Genomic DNA, 15,517 nt, shown 5'->3' with positions numbered 1-15,517 from the left:
CCGAGGCTCGGCCGCTGACCAGCGCGGGCCGGTTGTGGGTCGCGTGGGTCGGGAGTGGCGGTTCGGGTTCCAACCCGAATCGCCACTCACGACCACCTGTACCGACCACCCACCGGACCTCCACGAATGGGTGATCCACACCGCGGAAAGGCCCGACTACGTAATTCACCCGATGTGCCCGTTACCCCGGAGTAGCAGACTCGGCGCCCCGACGATTCCCGCTGCTCCGGAGGTCGACGATGACCGTGTCCCTTGCTCCAGCCCGTTCCGCCGCCCTCGTGCTCGCCCGTGCCGTCGTCGACGGCGTCCGGCATGCCCTGCCCGAGCACGCGCCCCTGTTCGGCGCGCGTGCCACGGAGTTCGTCGCGTCGGTCCTGGAGCACGACGGCATGGCGTCCGCGCTCGGTATCGCCGCCGGGGCGGACGCCTTCCGGGAAGTGGGTGTCGCCGAGTACGCCGCCGGTAAGGGGCTCGACAGGCTCTCCCGGGCCTACCACGCGGCGGGCCGGAGCGCGCTGCCCGTGCTCGCCTCGTTGTCGCGACGGCCAGGGGCCGGACCGGGCTTGATGGACACCGGAGTCGAGGCGCTGCTCCGCTGCTCCGACGTCCTGACCCGGCTCTCCACCGCCGCTTACCGCGCCGCGCACACGCCTTCGGTGGCCGAGTTGCGCCGTGACCTGCTGAAGGAGATCTTGAGCGGCCGCCCGCCCGCGAAGTGGGCGGGACTCGCGGCACAGGCGGGCTGGGTGCCGCCCGCCCGCGTGGTCGCCATCGCCGCGGAGCCCGGCGCGATCCGCGCCTCGTTCGGCCCGGAGGTGCTGGCCGACCTCACCGGCGAGTATCCGCACCTCCTCGTGCCCGACGACGTCGAGATCGGCGGCGTACCGGCGGGGACACGGGCGGCTGTCGGGCCCGCGGTGGCGCCCGCCGAAGCCGCGGTTTCCCTGCGGTGGGCCCGCCGGACGCTGGAGCTGGTCCGGCGTGAGGTGATCGAGGACGGTCCGCTCGTGCACTGGTCGGACCACCTCACCACGCATTGGCTGTTCGCCGACGAGGTACTCACGACCGCGCTCGTCACCCGCAGCCTGGCGCCGATCGCGCAGCTGCCGCCGAACGAGCGCACCAAGCTCGCCGAGACCCTCGAGGCGATGCTCGCCGCCCGTGGCGGTGCCCCCGAGATCGCGAACAACCTCGGCGTGCACCCGCAGACGGTCCGCAACCGTCTGCGCCGTCTCCGCGTGTTGTTCGGCGACCGCCTCGACGACCCGCGTGAGCGGCTCGACCTGCGGATCGCCTTGCGCGCGGAGCTGCTCACGCCCGCACCCGAGCCGGCGAAGCCCCTCACCCCGATCAGGGCGGCGTGACCGTCAGGCCTGCTCCGCGGTGCGGGTCACCCAGGTGGCGACCTGCACCCGGTTGGAGTAGTCGAGCTTGGTGAGGATGTGGTCGATATGCGTGTCCACGGTGCGCCTGGCGATGCCGAGCCGGTCGGCGATCTCCTGGTTGGTCAGCCCCTCGGCGATCACGTGCGCGATCTCGGTCTCGCGTTTGGTGAGTACCCGCGCGGCCTGTTTCCGCGGCTCGGGGGACCGCTCGCCGAGTGCGTACGCGATGGCGTCGCCGGTCGACATCGCGGAGCCGTCGGTGAACTCCTCGACCGCGACCTCCCAGCCGAGCGCCGTCGTCACGACATCGACGTCGGCCTGCAGCGGCTCGGTGAACGCCTCGTACCGGGTCGGCCACGCGCCGACCGTGCGCCAGACGTTCATCGCGGCGCCCTGCAGGATCGCGGCCCGGTTGGGCCGTCCGGTGCGGGCCGCGCAGCCCGCCATGACGGTGAGGGTGAACCCGACGACGACGCGGTCGTCGACGCGGGCGTGCAGCCGCAGTATCTGCTCGCAGCAGCGGCCGGCCACCGCGAAATCGCCGTGGAGGTACTCGGCGGCGGCGCGCGACCACAGCGCCCAGCCCCGCCAGAAGACCTCGCCCCGTCGTTCGCAGCGCTCCACGGATTCGATGAGCACCGCCCGGCCGCGGTCGATGTCGCCGTCCAGCCAGATGGCCAGCCCATAGTTGTAGCTCGCCCAGATCTCCGCGCCTTCGTCGCCGTGGGTGCGGAAGAGATCGATGGCCCCGCCGAACAGGCGCGCCGCCTCGGCCATGTCGTTGCCGATCAGCGCGGCATAAGCGCGGACGTGCAGGACGTACGCGGCGGCGAGTTCGTCGCCGCTCGCCTCGGCTTCCGCGGCCGCCCTGTCCATCATGGACCGATGAGCGGGCAGGTCTCCTTGCACCAAGGCCAGGAAACCGGACAGCCACAGCCCGTGCGCCCGCTCCGGGACACCCGGCGCGGCGGTCTCGTCGAGCCGGCGTACCCACATCCGGCCTTCGGTGTTCAGCCCGCGGACGATCCAGAACTCCTTGACGTCGCGCAACATCCGCAGCCCGGCGACCGCGTCTTCGGGAGCGCCGGCGCAGAAGTCGAGTGCGACGCGGAGGTTCGCGTGCTCGCGCCGCAACCGCGCGATCCAGGCCAGCTGATCGGTCTTCAGCCATTCCGCGGCGTACCGGGCGGAGAGTTCGGCGAACCAGTCCCGGTGCCGTTTCCGGAACTCCGTCGTCCCACCGGTTTCGCTCAGCCTGTCGGCGCCGTACTCGCGGACCGATTCCAGCATGCGGTACCGCACGCCGCCCGGGTACTCCTCGCGCAGCAGGATGGACTTGTCGAGCAGCCCGTCGACGACCTCGAGGACTTGCTCGCGCGGCAGATCGCCGCCGGAACAGACCTCCTCGGCGGCGTCGAGGTCGAAACTGCCGGAGAACACCGACGCGCGTGCCCACAGCAGCCGTTCCGGACCGGTGCACAGCTCATGGCTCCAGTCGATCAGCGCCCGCATCGTCTCGTGCCGTTCCGGGCGGCCGCGACGGTCCTTCGTGAGCACGGAGAACTGCCGGTCGAGCCGGTCGGCCAGCTGGCGCAGGGACAGCACCCGCGCGCGGACGGCGGCCAGTTCGATGGCCAGCGGCAGTCCGTCGAGCCGGCGGCACAGCCGGATCAGCGGTTCGGTGTCGGATTCGGTGAGCCGGAACGACGGCGCCACTGCGGTCGCGCGGTCCACGAACAGCCGCACGGACTCGTAGTTCACCGCGCGTTCGAAGGAGTCGCCCTGTTCCGGTACCGCCAGCGGCGGCACCGGCAGGACCCGTTCGCCCGCCACGCCGAGGGATTGCCTGCTCGTGGCCAGCACGGACACCTGCGGGCACTCCCGCACCACGGTGTCGGCGAACCGGGCACAGCTCTCGACCAGGTGCTCGCAGTTGTCCAGCACCAGCAGTAACCGGCTCTCCCGCAGCGCTTCGACGACGACGTCGATGGCCGGCTTCGCCGAACGGTCGCCGAAGCCGAGCACATTGGCCACGGTCGGTACCAGCAACGCGGGTTCGCGCAGTTCGGCCAGCGACACGAACGCGACTTCGTCGGCGGTCGCCTCCCGATGCGCCGTCGCGATCCGCCACGCGAGCCGCGTCTTCCCCACGCCGCCCGGGCCGGTCAAGGTGACCAGCGACGCCGTCTCCAGCAGGCGCCGCGCCTCGCCGGTCTCGGCGTCACGGCCTACGTAGCTGGTCACTTCGGTGGGTTCGGCCGACCACCCCGAAAGCAAGCCAACTCCGTCCGCCATGCACTCTCCCGCGATCGACCAATCCCGCGTCCTCCGTCCGAAGTAGACGGAAAACGCCCGGCTGCGGATCCTAGCGGACCGGCGTTCCTTCAGCGGGACACTTGCTTGCCGCGATCGTGCGCCCAGCCGGCCAGCACCACTCCGGCGGCGGCGAGCAGCAGGAAGACGATCAACCTGCCGCCCCAGTCACCGGGTACCCAGTCGAACGTTCCCCACAACTGGGTGGCGGAATGGTCGAAGAGACTGCGGATGGCGGCCTGCGCGAAGACGGCGATCGCCACCATCCCGAGCACTTGCAGGCCCAGATAGCCGCCCTTGGTCATGCTCCCTACCTCCTGTTTCGCGGTCAGGGCTCAGCATCACGCGGGACGGACGACGACCGCATCGGCATCGCGTCGCGCCTGGTGTCCGACCAAAGTCGACCCCGGTCGCGACCGAGGTCGGGGCCGGAATCGTCCGGTGTCCGGCTGCGTCGCCGCGCGCGGGTCGACCATGATGGGCCGGTGATCACCGACGCCCAGCCGCCCCTGCGCCCGTGGCAGCAGGCCTGGCGCCTGCTGATGGCGGCCGCGCTGGGGGTGGTGATCTGGATCCTCACCGCGGCGCAACTCCCGCCGGGTTCGGCGGGCCCGAAAATCCAGTGGCTGAGCACCGGTGATCCGCTGGTGGCCCTCGTCTGCCTGGTCGTGCTGCTGTGGCGCCGCCGGTTCCCGGTGGTGGTCGCGATGGCGGTCATCCTCCTCGCGACGGTTTCGGTGGCGGCCGGTGGCGCCGCGATGTACGCCCTCGGCTCGCTGGCCACCCGGCGGCGACCGGTGGAAACGTCGGTCGCGGCGGTGCTCTGCGTGGTCACCGCGATGCCGACGTTCGGGCTCTATCCCAGCCGTGACGCGCCGGCCCCGCTGTGGCTCATGCTCGGTGTCTCCATCCTGGCCGTGGGCATCGCGGTGGCCGTGGGTGCCGCCGTCGGGGCACGCCGGGAGGAACTGCGTTCCCTGCGGGCACGGGCCGAGAGCGCGGAACGCGAGCAGGCCGCGCGGTCGGCCGAGGCACGGATTTTGGAGCGGCACCGGATCGCGCGCGAGATGCACGACGTCCTCGCGCACCGGGTCTCGCTGGTCGCCATGCAGGCCGGGGTATTGGGGCATCGCACCGACCTGCCGGCCGAACAGGTCGCGGAGCTGGCCCGCGGGATCGCCGACGGCTCTCATCAGGCGCTCGAGGAACTGCGCGACGTCCTCGGCGTGCTCCGGGCGGGTCCGGAGGGCCTGGAACCACCGCAACCCTCGTTCGCCGATCTGCCCGCCCTCGTCGCGAACGCGCGCGGGCTGGGACTGGAGGTCACCTTGACGGCCACGACCGAGGGCTCACCGCCCGACGCGATCGCGAGGACCGTGTACCGGATCGTCCAGGAAGGGCTGACCAACGTGGGCAAGCACGCGCCGGGAGCCCGGGTCGCGGTCACCGTCGAAGGCAGACCGGGTGACGGACTGCGGGTGACGGTCCGGGATTCCGGCGCGTCGCTGGCGGTCGCGGGTCCACCCGCCTCGGGATTCGGCCTGCTCGGCCTCGCCGAGCGAGTCGCGCTGGCCGGCGGCGAGCTGGACCATCACGCGGTTCCCGGTGGCGGGTTCGTCCTCGCCGCGCGGCTGCCGTGGCCGGTCCGCGAAGGGAGCGAGTGAATGGACAGCGAGCGGGTGCGGGTCGTGCTCGTCGACGACGAACACCTGGTGCGGATGGCGCTGCGGCTCATCGTCGACGGTGAACCGGACCTCGTCGTGGTCGGGGAGGCCGCCGATGGCGACGCCGCGATCACCGTGGTGAGCGAGCAGCGGCCCGACGTCGTCCTGATGGACGTCCGGATGCCGGGGCGGGACGGGCTGAGCGCGACCGAGGAGATCCTCCGTCTTCCGGATCCGCCGAAGGTGTTGGTGCTGACCACGTTCGACACCGACGAGATGGTGCTGGGCGCGTTGCGTGTCGGCGCGCTCGGGTTCGTCCTCAAGGACACCCCGCCACCGCGGATCCTGGAAGCCGTGCGCACGGTCGCCGCCGGCGAACCCGCGCTCTCGCCCGCCGCCACGGCCCGGCTGATCGCCGCCGCCACCGGACCACGCTCGTCCGACGCGCGACGGGCGTCCCGCGACCAGGCGCGTGACCTGCTGGCCACGCTCACCGACCGCGAGCGCGAGACCGCGAGCGCCATCGCCGAGGGGCTCTCCAACACCGACGTCGCACGGCGGCTCGACATCACCGTCGCGACGGTGAAGGCACACACCAGCAACATGCTCGCGAAACTCGGCGTCGAGAACCGGGTTCAGATCGCCTTGCTGGTCCGTGACGCCGAGAGCTGACCCGGATTCGCCGGAACTTTTCCGGCGTGCGGAGCCCGCCGCCGGTCGGCGGGTCAGACAGTGGGGCAGGGCCAGGAAAGCCGGACGTTGGTGCCGGTGGGCGTACTCGTCACGGAGGCCTCCGGGGCGAAGGCGCGGATGATCGGCAGGCCGCGCCCGCCGTCCGATCGGCGCCCGTCCCGCCAGCGGCCCTCGTCGGCGACGGTGACCACGATGGAGCCGTCGACGTACGTGGCGGTGATCGTCATGACGTTGCCGTCGGTCCCGTCCGGGTAGGCGTGCTTGACGACGTTGGTCATCGCTTCGTAGGCGGTGAGCTTGAGATCTTCGGCCAGTTCGCGGGGAAGACCCCGTTCGAGTGCCCAGTTCGCCAGCACGTCCCGCAACGCGGCGGCCTCGGCGGGGACGGCGGCGACCTCGCGGACCAGTTCGTCGGGATTCTGGCGCACCGGCTCGTCGATCGGCATCACGGAGCTTCTCCTCCTCGTCCGCCGCGGTCCACGACCGCCGGATCCACCGCCAAGGTTAAGGCAACACCCGGATCGCGGCGCGAGTGCCGCGCGAGTGGGGGCCGTCATCGGATATCTTCGGAACTCTCGGTGTTCCGATGGTGAGGGAGTGTGACGGTGACGAGCGGAGACGGCGACATCAAGGAGGTGCCCTTCTCGGTGACGGTCGCCAGGCCCCCCGGCACACAGGTCGTCATCTCGGTAGCCGGGGAGATCGACATGACGACGTCCGAGGACCTCAAAGAAACGTTCGAGGAGGCGCTGGAACCCGTTCCCGGCAGGCTCGTCGTCGACCTCGAAGGCGTGGAGTTCTGCGATTCCACCGGGCTGGCGACCCTGGTCCGGATCCACCACCGGTGCGGCAGCCAGGGGGTCGGCCTGAGTTTCCTGCCGTCGCCCACGATCCGGCGGCTCGCGCAGAAGACGGGACTCTCCACGTTGCTGCCGCTCGCCGGATCCTGAGCGGGCCGCGGGTCAGGGATTCCGCGCGGGCACGGCCTTCGGTACTTCGCGGATCGCGGTGGCGAGGTCCCGGTACAGCGGGATGTGGGTGTCGACACCGAACAGGTGCATCAGCCGCAGCACCGGGTGGGTGCAGGCGACGACGCCGGTCGCCCGGCGTTCGGTGCGAGCGCGGGCGGCGGAGGATTCGATGACCCGCAGCCCCGCGACGCCGAGGAAGGTGACTTCGGTGAGGTCGAGGACCGTGGCGGCGGGGAGATCGCCCTGCAGCGCGCGCTCGAGTCGGCCCGCGGTGGCGAGGTCGATCTCGCCACCGGCCGAGACGACGAGCAGGTCGTCACTCCACCGGGTCCGGCGGACCCGCATCAGGTGCTCGTCGGCCGGACGAGGCTGCGGAACGGTGACGCGGAGGACGGTCCGGAGGGCGGGGCCATCGCGGCTTCCTCGGGGAAACGGAAGTCGGTCGATCATGGGGGGTCTCCCGGATAGCCGGGACGAGACGGACAACGGGTAAGCCTGCACAACGGCTGCGCAAGTGAACTCGCCACCGCGTCGCCCGTCGAAAATTCTTGGGCCGCGGACATGCGGGTCGTTCGCGCGGGCTGCTGGACTCAACCTCACGTACCTGTCACGGTACGCCGCTCACAGCGGGTGGCAATACGGCCAGGGTGAACAGGACATGATTCGCGGCGGCGCATGATCACTCGGTGAGGGCCTTTTCCCAGTTCAGGGCCCGGTTTCCAGCGGGTGCGACGCGTCGAGAAGGTGTTCCCCCAATGGTGTCAGCCGGTAACCGTCTTCGCCGGTTTCGGTCATCCGTCCCGGCTCGCCGAGTCATACTCGGCCGAACAGTGCCTAGGGCCGAGGCGAGCCGGCTTCCCTCGTACCGTCCCGTTCCTGTTTCGGGGCCTTCCGCGCGGCGAGCGCGCACAGGAACGCCGCCACGAAGCCGACCGCGGTGAGTGTCCCGGCCCAAACGGCGCCGGTGCTGGCGAGAAGGTAGAGCTGGACCACGGCGGTGCCTGTGTAGACGACCGCCAGACCCAGCCACAACCGTTGCGTCATCGTCTCCCGTCTCCGTTCCCCAGATACCGGAACAATCGCGGCGGGATGGGATGGGGTTACAGGAAGACCTTGCCGGGATTGAGGATTCCGTGCGGATCGAGGGCGCGTTTGACCGCGCGATGCATCTCGAGCACGGCGGGACCGAGCTCGCGGGTGAGTCCCGCTTGCTTCAACAGACCGACGCCGTGCTCGCCGGTGACCGTGCCGCCGAGGTCGAGCGCTCCGGAGATGATGTCCTCGAAGGCCGCTTGCGCCGCCTTCCTCGCGTTCTCGTCGCCGGGCGGGGTGACCAGCAGCGGATGCAGGTTCCCGTCGCCGACGTGCGCGACGTTGGCGATCACGACGTCGTGCCGCCGGGCGGCGGCGTCGATCCGCGCGAGCATCTCGGGCACCGCTTGCGTCGGCACGCAGACGTCCTCGGTGAGCACCGGCCCGAGTCGTTCCAACGCCGGGTAGGCCAGCCGGCGGGCGGCGAACAGCGCGTTGGCCTCGGTCTCGTCGGAGGACTGGGCGGCCCAGGTCGCTCCGGCGTTCTCGAAGCATTCGAGCAGAACGGCGGCCTCGTGCTCGCCCAGCGCGCCAGGGGTGTCGGTGCGGCCGAGCAGCACGACGTTCGCGTCCGCGCTCAGCCCCATGTTCTTCCACGCGTCCACCGCCGCGAGACAGTGCCTGTCGACAAGTTCGAGCGCCGAGGGCACCACCCCTCGCGCCGCCACCGCCGCCGCGGCTTCACCCGCCGCGACCGTGTTGTCGAAATACCCGGCGACGGTCCGCTCCGCGCCTCGTGCGGGCCGGAGCCGCACGGTGATCTCGGTGAGCACACCCAGCGTGCCCTCGGAACCGACCATGAGCCCGGCGAGGTCGTACCCCGCGACACCCTTCGCCGTGCGGCGGCCGAGCCGGACGAGTTCGCCGGTGCCGGTCACCACCTGCAGGCCGAGTACGTAGTCGCGGGTAACGCCGTACTTCACGCAGCACACGCCGCCCGCGTTGGTCGCCACGTTGCCGCCGATCGTCGACCACGGCGAGCTCGCCGGATCCGGCGGGTACCACAGCCCGCGTTCGGCACAGGCGGCGCCGAGATCGTCGTTGACCACGCCGGGTTCGACGACCGCGAACCGCTCCCGTTCGTCGATCTCCTTGATCGCGGTGAGTTTGTCGGTGACCAGGACGACGCAGCCGTCGAGAGCGTTCGCGCCGCCGGAGAGGCCGGTGCCCGCGCCGCGAGTGACCAGCGGGACGCGATGACGCAGGCAGAGCCGCACCACCGTCTGGACCTCTTCGGCGGTGTGCGGACGGACCGCGGCGATGGGTGTGCCGTGCGGCGCCCACTCGGCTTCGTCGTGGGCGAAGCTCCGCAGGACGTCCGGGTCGCGGACAAGACGGTCCGGCGGGAACCCGGCGACCAGATCATCGATCAGCATGGTCTTCACGCTAGGTGTCGTGAGTGGTAACGAGGGTCGGAACCGTCATTTCCCCTCACGAGGACCAGCCGGGCGCCCGGAAGAAGTCAACGAGCCCACCCCGGACTGGGCGCTCCGCCGCTGTTCCCGCCAGGTACGGAACGGCGTGGACGCCATCGCGTGCCGTGTGTAGGACGTCAACACCGCGCATCCGCGGCGTGAACCCGGCGCGATGCGTCGCGGCCTTGCTGGCGTGAAGTACGTGATGGTCCCCTTCCTTGCGCTAGGCGCAAGGAAGGGGACCATCATGTACTGGCGTGTCATGATGTCCGCGAACTCGATCGGCAAAGCGAACGATTCGCCCTCCGGTCGTACGGTTTGACGAACGACGCGGGAGAAGCGGTGGAGAACGAGGCGCCCTCGATCCGGGACATGCTGGCGGTCAACCTGCGCGCGGCCAGGACGGCGAGGGGGCTCTCGCTGTCGGAGCTGTCCCGTCGCTCGGGTATCGGCAAGGCGACGCTGTCGCAGCTGGAGTCCGGTGGCGGCAATCCGACCATCGAAACCGTGTTCAGCCTGTCCAGGGTGCTGGAGGTGGCGATCTCCGACCTGCTCGATCATCGGGCGGGCGGTGCGCTCACCGTGGTGCGCGGCGCCGACGTCGAGGTGCTCCGCGGTGAGGGTGTGGATCTGCGGCCGCTGCGGCGGATCGAGACCGGTGACGGCGTCTTCGAGGTGTACGACCAGGTGGTGCGCGGTGACGCGCCGCAGCGGTCGCAGGGGCATGTCGGCGTCGAGCACACCGTCGTGCAGTCGGGCTCGCTGCGCGTCGAGGTGGCCGGCCGGACCGTCGACGTCGGCCCGGGGGACTACGTCGCCTTCGACGCCCGGGAGCCGCATTGCTACACCGCCGCGGAGGGGCCGGTGCATTCGGTCCTCCTGCTGCAGTACCGCGCCGATGAACGGCTCGACGGCAAACCGCATCCGGTGCTGAAGGGCTGACCGCAGGCCGGGTATTGACACCTCTCCTGGCCGGAACCTACCCTCCGATCGTTCGCTTTATCGAACACTGGAGGGTCGTTGAACCGAACGCGCGTGGTCGTCCTCGGCGCGGGTATCGTCGGCGCCGCGTGTGCCCGTGAGCTGAGCCGGGCCGGCTTCGACGTCGTGGTCGTGGACCGCGGCCGGCCGGCCGGGGGCACCACGTCGCACGGCGAAGGCAACGTTCTCGTCTCCGACAAAGGGCCAGGCCCCGAACTCGAACTCGCGAAGCTCTCGGCGCTGCTGTGGCCGCGAGTGGTCGCCGAGATCGCCGACGAGGACGCACGCGCCGCGTCGGCGATCGAGTACGACCCCAAGGGCGGCATCGTGGTCGCCACCACCGACGAGGGGGCTCGTGCCCTCACCGCGTTCGCCGGGACCCAGACCAGTGCTGGTGTGCGCGCGGAACCGCTGTCGCTCAAGGAACTCGCTGCAGCCGAACCCGCGCTGACCCGCGAAGTGACCACCGCTTTCCACTATCCGGAGGACGCTCAAGTCCAGCCCGCCGGCGCGGCGTTGGCGCTGCTGGGTTCCGCGTTGCGTCACGGTGCCCGGCTGCGCTGCGAGACCGAGGTCGTCGGAGCTGTCGTCCGAGACGGGTCGATCACCGGTGTCCGCGTGCCCGGTGAGGTCATCGAGGCCGACGTCGTCGTGAACGCCGCGGGCCCGTGGGCGGGCCAGATGTCGGCGCGACTCGGCGCCCCGATCGCGATCCGTCCCCGCCGGGGCGAGGTGCTGGTGTCCACCCCGATGCCCGGCGTCGTCCGGCACAAGGTCTACGACGCCGATTACGTCGGCGCGGTCGGCGCCGATTCGGGCGACCTGCAGACTTCCGCCGTCGTCGAGTCGACGTGGGGCGGCACCGTGCTGATCGGTTCGTCACGCCGCCGGGTGGGCTTCGACGACGCCATCCGCCCCGACGTGCTGAGCGCCATCGCAGTCAAGGCGCTCCGCCTGTTCCCGGCGCTCGCCGACGCCGCGGTGATGCGGGCCTACGGCGGCTTCCGGCCCTATGTGGACGATCACCTCCCGGTGCTCGGCGAGGATCCACGGCTGGGGAACCTGTGGCACGCCACCGGGCACGAAGGCGCCGGTATCGGGTTGAGCGTCGGCACCGCCCGGTTGCTGCGGGAACTGCTCACCGGGGCAGAGCCCGCGATGGGCGTCGAAGAGTTCACTGTGGACCGTCCGGCGGTACTGGCCGGGGCGGCGGCATGAGCGGCCGGCTGCTGCCGCGTGACCGGGATCCGGTCGGCCGCACCGACCGGCCGATCCGGATCACCGTCGACGGGGAGCCGGTGGCGGGGATCGCGGGCCAGAGCTTGGCGGGCGTGTTGCTCGCCGCGGGCCGGATCTCCTGGCGCACCACCCGGTCCGGCGCGCCACGCGGCGTGTTCTGCGGAATCGGCGCCTGCTTCGACTGCCTGCTCACGGTCAACGATGTGCCCGACGTCCGCGCGTGCCGCCGCCCGGCCGCCGACGGTGACGAGATCCGCACCCAGTCCAGGGAGGAGGGCGCGTGAGCGGGCACGTCGTGATCGTCGGTGCCGGACCCGCCGGACTCGCGGCGGCCGAGCACGCGCTGCGGGCCGGCGCCCGCGTCACCGTGCTCGACCAGGCGGCCACCCCTGGCGGGCAGTACCACCGGATGCTGCCCGAGGCCTTCGAAGCACGGCACCCGGACCGGATCCAGCATGGCCATGCGGGCTTCTCCCGGCGCCGCCGAGTGCTCGATCATCCTCGGTGCCGATGGTGGCCCGGCGCTACGGTCTGGGCGTTCGATCGCGTGGAGAACCGGCTGCACGTGCTGCGAGGGGAGGCCGACGGCAGCGGTCGGCGGAGGCGGACCCTCGAACCGGGCGCGCTGATCCTGGCGACCGGCGCGCACGATCGCACCCTGCCGTTCCCCGGCTGGGAACTGCCCGGCGTATACACCGCGGGCGCGGCGCAGGCTCTGGCCAAGGGGGAGCGGGTCGCGATCGGCGAGCGCGTGCTCGTCGCCGGGGCCGGACCGTTCCTGCTGCCGGTCGCGGAATCGCTGCTGGGCGTCGGGGCGGAGGTGGTCGCCGTGCTGGAGGCGAATCCGTTCGCCACCGTCCGAAGAGGATGGTCGGCTCGTCCGTGGCAGCTGGCCGCCCATACCGGCAAGGCCGGTGAGCTGGCCCGCTATGCCGTCACTCTGGCCCGCCACCGCGTCCCGTACCGGCTGGGCCGGGCGGTGATCGAAGCCCGCGGCACCGACAAGGTCCGCGAGGTGGTGACCGCCAAGGTCCGCGCGGACTGGTCGGTCGTCCCCGGCACCGAGCGGACTTACGAGGTCGACGCGGTCTGTGTCGGACACGGCTTCGTCCCGCAGCCCGAACTGGCCGTCGCGGCGGGCTGTGTCCTCGACGGTGGTTTCGTCCGCGTCGACGGGGAGCAACGGACCACAGTGGACGGTGTCTTCGCCGCGGGCGAGATCACCGGCATCGGCGGGGCGGCCACCGCCGCCGCGGAAGGCGCGGTGGCCGGATGCGTCGCCGCGGGCGGAAAGCCGCCGACGGCACTGCTCCGCGCCCGTGACCGGGCCCGGGGCTTCGCCGAACGGCTCGCCACGGCCCATCCGATCGGCGCGGCCTGGCGTGGCTGGTTGCGGGAGGACACGATCGTCTGCCGTTGCGAGGAAACCACGTACGGCGAACTGACCCGTGCCACCCGTGATCCCGCCTGTCCGGGCTCGCACGCGCTGAAGCTCGGCACCCGAGCCGGGCTCGGCCCGTGCCAGGGCCGGATGTGCGGCGTGGGCGTCGCCGAACTGTGCGGTGCCGCCGAACGCCACCACCGCCCGATCGCCCAGCCCATCCGGCTTGGCGAGCTCGCCGCCCGAACCGAAGGAGATCCTGAATGAGCAGCCCCGACCTCGGTGGCGTCGTCGTCGCGACCGCCCTCCCATACCGGGCGGACGTCTCGGCGCCCGCCGGGCTGGCCGTGGATTACGACGCCTACGCCGCGCACTGCCGGTGGCTGGTCGACAACGGCTGCCGGGGCGTCGGACCGAACGGCTCCCTCGGCGAATATTCCTCGCTGACCGACGAGGAGCGCCGTCGCGTCGCCCGGACCGCGATCGAAACCGTCGGCGAAGACGGCATCGTCGTCGTCGGCGTGCACGGTCCCGGGTCGCATCAGGCGCGGCACTGGGCCGAGGTCGCGGCCGAGGACGGCGCCGACGGCCTGCTGTGCCTGCCGCCCACGATGTACCGCGCCAACCGCGGCGAGGTGCTCGCTCACTTCGAGGCGATGGCGTCGGTCGGTCTGCCGGTGATGGTCTACAACAACCCCATCGACACCAAGGTCGACCTGACCCCGGCTCTGCTGGCCGAAATCGCGGCGATCGACAACGTGGTGGCGGTCAAGGAGTTTTCCGGCGACGTCCGGCGGGTGCTGGAGATCCGCGAGCAGGCACCGAGGCTGGACGTGATCAGCGGCGCCGACGACGTCGTGCTGGAAAGCCTGCTGATGGGCGCGACCGGCTGGTTCGCCGGATTCCCCAACGTGTTCCCCGCCGAATCGGTGCGCCTGTTCGAACTGGCGACGGCCGGAAAACTCGAAGAGGCCAGGGCGCTCTACGAACCGCTGGTGGCCGCGTTCCGCTGGGATTCGCGCACCGAGTTCGTCCAGGCGATCAAGCTCGGCATGGATCTCGTCGGCCGCTACGGCGGGCCGTGCCGTCCGCCGCGCGGACCGCTGACCGGCGAGCACCGTGCGCAGGTCACCGCCGACATGCGCCGCGCGCTCGCCTCGCTGGGGGTGGCGTAGATGCGGTCGATCCGGTCGATCACCGCGTTCGACTCCCATACCGAAGGCATGCCGACCCGGGTGGTGACCGGCGGGGTCGGGCTCATTCCCGGCGACACCATGGCCGAACGCCGCCGGCACTTCATGGCGCACCTGGACTATCTGCGGCAGTTCCTGATGAACGAGCCGCGCGGCCATTCCGCGATGAGCGGCGCGATCCTGCAGCCGCCGTCCCGGCCGGACGCCGACTGGGGCGTGCTCTACATCGAGGTGTCGGGCTGCCTGCCGATGTGCGGGCACGGCACGATCGGGGTGGCGACGGTGCTGGTGGAGACCGGCATGGTCGAGGTGACCGAACCGAAGACCGTGGTACGCCTGGACACCCCGGCCGGGCTCGTGCACGCCGAGGTCGAGGTCCGGGACGGCCGCGCGGAACGCGTCAAGCTCCGCAACGTCGCGTCCTTCCTGTCCGAGCGCGACGCCGTCGTCGAGGTACCCAGCCTCGGGGAAGTGCATTACGACCTCGCCTACGGCGGGAACTTCTACGCGATCCTCGAACTGTCCCAAGTGGGCATTCCGTTCGATCGCGCGGAAAAGAACCGGATCCTCGGGGCGGGGCTCGACATCATGGCGGCGATCAACGAGCAGCGTCCGCCGAAACATCCGGCAGATCCGCTGATCGGCGGCTGCAAACACGTCCAGTTCCTCGCGCCGGGCTCGGACGCCCGCGCTTCGCGAAACGCCATGGCGATCCATCCGGGCTGGTTCGACCGGTCGCCCTGCGGCACCGGCACCTCGGCCCGGATGGCTCAGCTGCACGCCCGCGGCGAACTGCCGCTGTACACGCCGTTCGAGAACAGCTCGTTCATCGGCACCACGTTCACCGGGGAGCTGGTCGAAGAAACCACCGTCGGTGGCGTTCCCGCGGTGGTGCCGGAGTTCTCCGGACGCGCTTGGATCACCGGCAACGCCACCTACCTGCTCGACCCGGACGACCCTTTCCCCACCGGATTCGTCCTCTGACCCGCGTTTCGTCCTCTACTTGCGGTAGATGCACACGCAACTACCGCGATTAGAGGACTATTGAGGGGTAAGCGAAGGTGTCGTGTTGGGGAGGGTCTGTGAGACGTTGGGCGTCAGGCTTCGGCACTGGGCGGTGGCGTCCCGTAGGTGTCGCGAAAGCCACTTTCAGGACATCACACGTCCTGAAAGTGGCTTTCGCGACACGA

At 71.0% G+C, this 15,517-nt stretch carries 16 protein-coding genes; 10 read left to right on the top strand and 6 right to left on the bottom strand.

Going from position 1 to position 15,517, the window contains the following annotated elements; genetic code table 11:
• Positions 1 to 239 precede the first annotated feature (239 nt).
• Positions 240 to 1,364: a helix-turn-helix domain-containing protein gene (locus tag ACZ54P_RS19395; RefSeq protein ID WP_465462929.1), complete on the top strand. Its 1,125-nt coding sequence runs from the start codon at positions 240 to 242 to the stop codon at positions 1,362 to 1,364.
• A 3-nt stretch (positions 1,365 to 1,367) separates the two neighbouring features.
• Here ACZ54P_RS19395 and ACZ54P_RS19390 read toward each other — a convergent pair whose 3' ends face one another.
• Both ACZ54P_RS19390 and ACZ54P_RS19385 read right to left on the bottom strand, forming a co-directional pair.
• The gene (locus ACZ54P_RS19390) at positions 1,368 to 3,680 is read right to left on the bottom strand and encodes an ATP-binding protein (RefSeq protein WP_465462928.1); all 2,313 of its coding nucleotides are present in this window, start codon (positions 3,678 to 3,680) and stop codon (positions 1,368 to 1,370) included.
• A gap of 89 nt (positions 3,681 to 3,769) precedes the next feature.
• On the bottom strand, positions 3,770 to 4,003 hold the full coding sequence (locus ACZ54P_RS19385; protein ID WP_465462927.1) for a hypothetical protein: 234 nt from the start codon (positions 4,001 to 4,003) through the stop codon (positions 3,770 to 3,772).
• Positions 4,004 to 4,183: 180 nt separating this feature from the next.
• Here ACZ54P_RS19385 and ACZ54P_RS19380 point away from each other — a divergent pair, with 180 nt between their 5' ends.
• Both ACZ54P_RS19380 and ACZ54P_RS19375 read left to right on the top strand, forming a co-directional pair.
• Positions 4,184 to 5,362: a sensor histidine kinase gene (locus ACZ54P_RS19380; protein ID WP_465462926.1), complete on the top strand. Its 1,179-nt coding sequence runs from the start codon at positions 4,184 to 4,186 to the stop codon at positions 5,360 to 5,362.
• Positions 5,363 to 6,034 (top strand): response regulator, encoded by a 672-nt coding sequence (locus tag ACZ54P_RS19375; protein WP_465462925.1) that lies wholly within the window; start codon positions 5,363 to 5,365, stop codon positions 6,032 to 6,034.
• A gap of 53 nt (positions 6,035 to 6,087) precedes the next feature.
• Here ACZ54P_RS19375 and ACZ54P_RS19370 read toward each other — a convergent pair whose 3' ends face one another.
• Positions 6,088 to 6,501: an ATP-binding protein gene (locus ACZ54P_RS19370; RefSeq protein ID WP_465462924.1), complete on the bottom strand. Its 414-nt coding sequence runs from the start codon at positions 6,499 to 6,501 to the stop codon at positions 6,088 to 6,090.
• A 159-nt stretch (positions 6,502 to 6,660) separates the two neighbouring features.
• Here ACZ54P_RS19370 and ACZ54P_RS19365 point away from each other — a divergent pair, with 159 nt between their 5' ends.
• Positions 6,661 to 7,005, top strand: coding sequence for an STAS domain-containing protein (locus ACZ54P_RS19365; RefSeq protein WP_465462923.1), 345 nt, complete (start codon positions 6,661 to 6,663; stop codon positions 7,003 to 7,005).
• A gap of 12 nt (positions 7,006 to 7,017) precedes the next feature.
• Here the strand turns inward: ACZ54P_RS19365 and ACZ54P_RS19360 are convergent, their stop codons facing one another.
• The 3 genes from ACZ54P_RS19360 to ACZ54P_RS19350 all read right to left on the bottom strand — a co-directional run bounded on the left by ACZ54P_RS19360 (position 7,018) and on the right by ACZ54P_RS19350 (position 9,494).
• Entirely contained in the window at positions 7,018 to 7,476 is a 459-nt protein-coding gene (locus ACZ54P_RS19360) for an STAS domain-containing protein (protein ID WP_465462922.1), read from the bottom strand.
• A gap of 384 nt (positions 7,477 to 7,860) precedes the next feature.
• On the bottom strand, positions 7,861 to 8,070 hold the full coding sequence (locus ACZ54P_RS19355) for a hypothetical protein (RefSeq protein ID WP_465462921.1): 210 nt from the start codon (positions 8,068 to 8,070) through the stop codon (positions 7,861 to 7,863).
• A 56-nt stretch (positions 8,071 to 8,126) separates the two neighbouring features.
• Positions 8,127 to 9,494 (bottom strand): FAD-binding oxidoreductase, encoded by a 1,368-nt coding sequence (locus ACZ54P_RS19350; RefSeq protein WP_465462920.1) that lies wholly within the window; start codon positions 9,492 to 9,494, stop codon positions 8,127 to 8,129.
• 381 nt (positions 9,495 to 9,875) lie between these two features.
• Between ACZ54P_RS19350 and ACZ54P_RS19345 the strand changes: the two genes are divergently transcribed.
• From ACZ54P_RS19345 to ACZ54P_RS19320, 6 genes are all read left to right on the top strand, one after another.
• On the top strand, positions 9,876 to 10,475 hold the full coding sequence (locus ACZ54P_RS19345) for a helix-turn-helix domain-containing protein (protein WP_465462919.1): 600 nt from the start codon (positions 9,876 to 9,878) through the stop codon (positions 10,473 to 10,475).
• Between the two features lie 78 nt (positions 10,476 to 10,553).
• The gene (locus tag ACZ54P_RS19340; RefSeq protein ID WP_465462918.1) at positions 10,554 to 11,732 is read left to right on the top strand and encodes an NAD(P)/FAD-dependent oxidoreductase; all 1,179 of its coding nucleotides are present in this window, start codon (positions 10,554 to 10,556) and stop codon (positions 11,730 to 11,732) included.
• Positions 11,729 to 12,037 carry a (2Fe-2S)-binding protein gene (locus ACZ54P_RS19335; protein WP_465462917.1) on the top strand — a complete coding sequence of 103 codons (309 nt, stop codon included), beginning with the start codon at positions 11,729 to 11,731 and terminating at the stop codon, positions 12,035 to 12,037. Before ACZ54P_RS19340 ends, ACZ54P_RS19335 begins: the two co-directional genes overlap by 4 nt.
• On the top strand, positions 12,034 to 13,401 hold the full coding sequence (locus ACZ54P_RS19330) for an FAD/NAD(P)-dependent oxidoreductase (protein WP_465462916.1): 1,368 nt from the start codon (positions 12,034 to 12,036) through the stop codon (positions 13,399 to 13,401). The genes ACZ54P_RS19335 and ACZ54P_RS19330 overlap by 4 nt, the downstream gene beginning before the upstream one ends.
• The gene (locus tag ACZ54P_RS19325) at positions 13,398 to 14,309 is read left to right on the top strand and encodes a dihydrodipicolinate synthase family protein (RefSeq protein ID WP_465462915.1); all 912 of its coding nucleotides are present in this window, start codon (positions 13,398 to 13,400) and stop codon (positions 14,307 to 14,309) included. Before ACZ54P_RS19330 ends, ACZ54P_RS19325 begins: the two co-directional genes overlap by 4 nt.
• Positions 14,310 to 15,311 carry a proline racemase family protein gene (locus tag ACZ54P_RS19320; RefSeq protein WP_465462914.1) on the top strand — a complete coding sequence of 334 codons (1,002 nt, stop codon included), beginning with the start codon at positions 14,310 to 14,312 and terminating at the stop codon, positions 15,309 to 15,311. It begins immediately after the preceding gene.
• Positions 15,312 to 15,517 lie beyond the last annotated feature (206 nt).

It is taken from the genome of Amycolatopsis sp. NPDC034160 (assembly GCF_055575355.1).
Note: the sequence above shows the minus strand (reverse complement) of the source record. Positions and strands in the feature narration are given on the sequence as shown.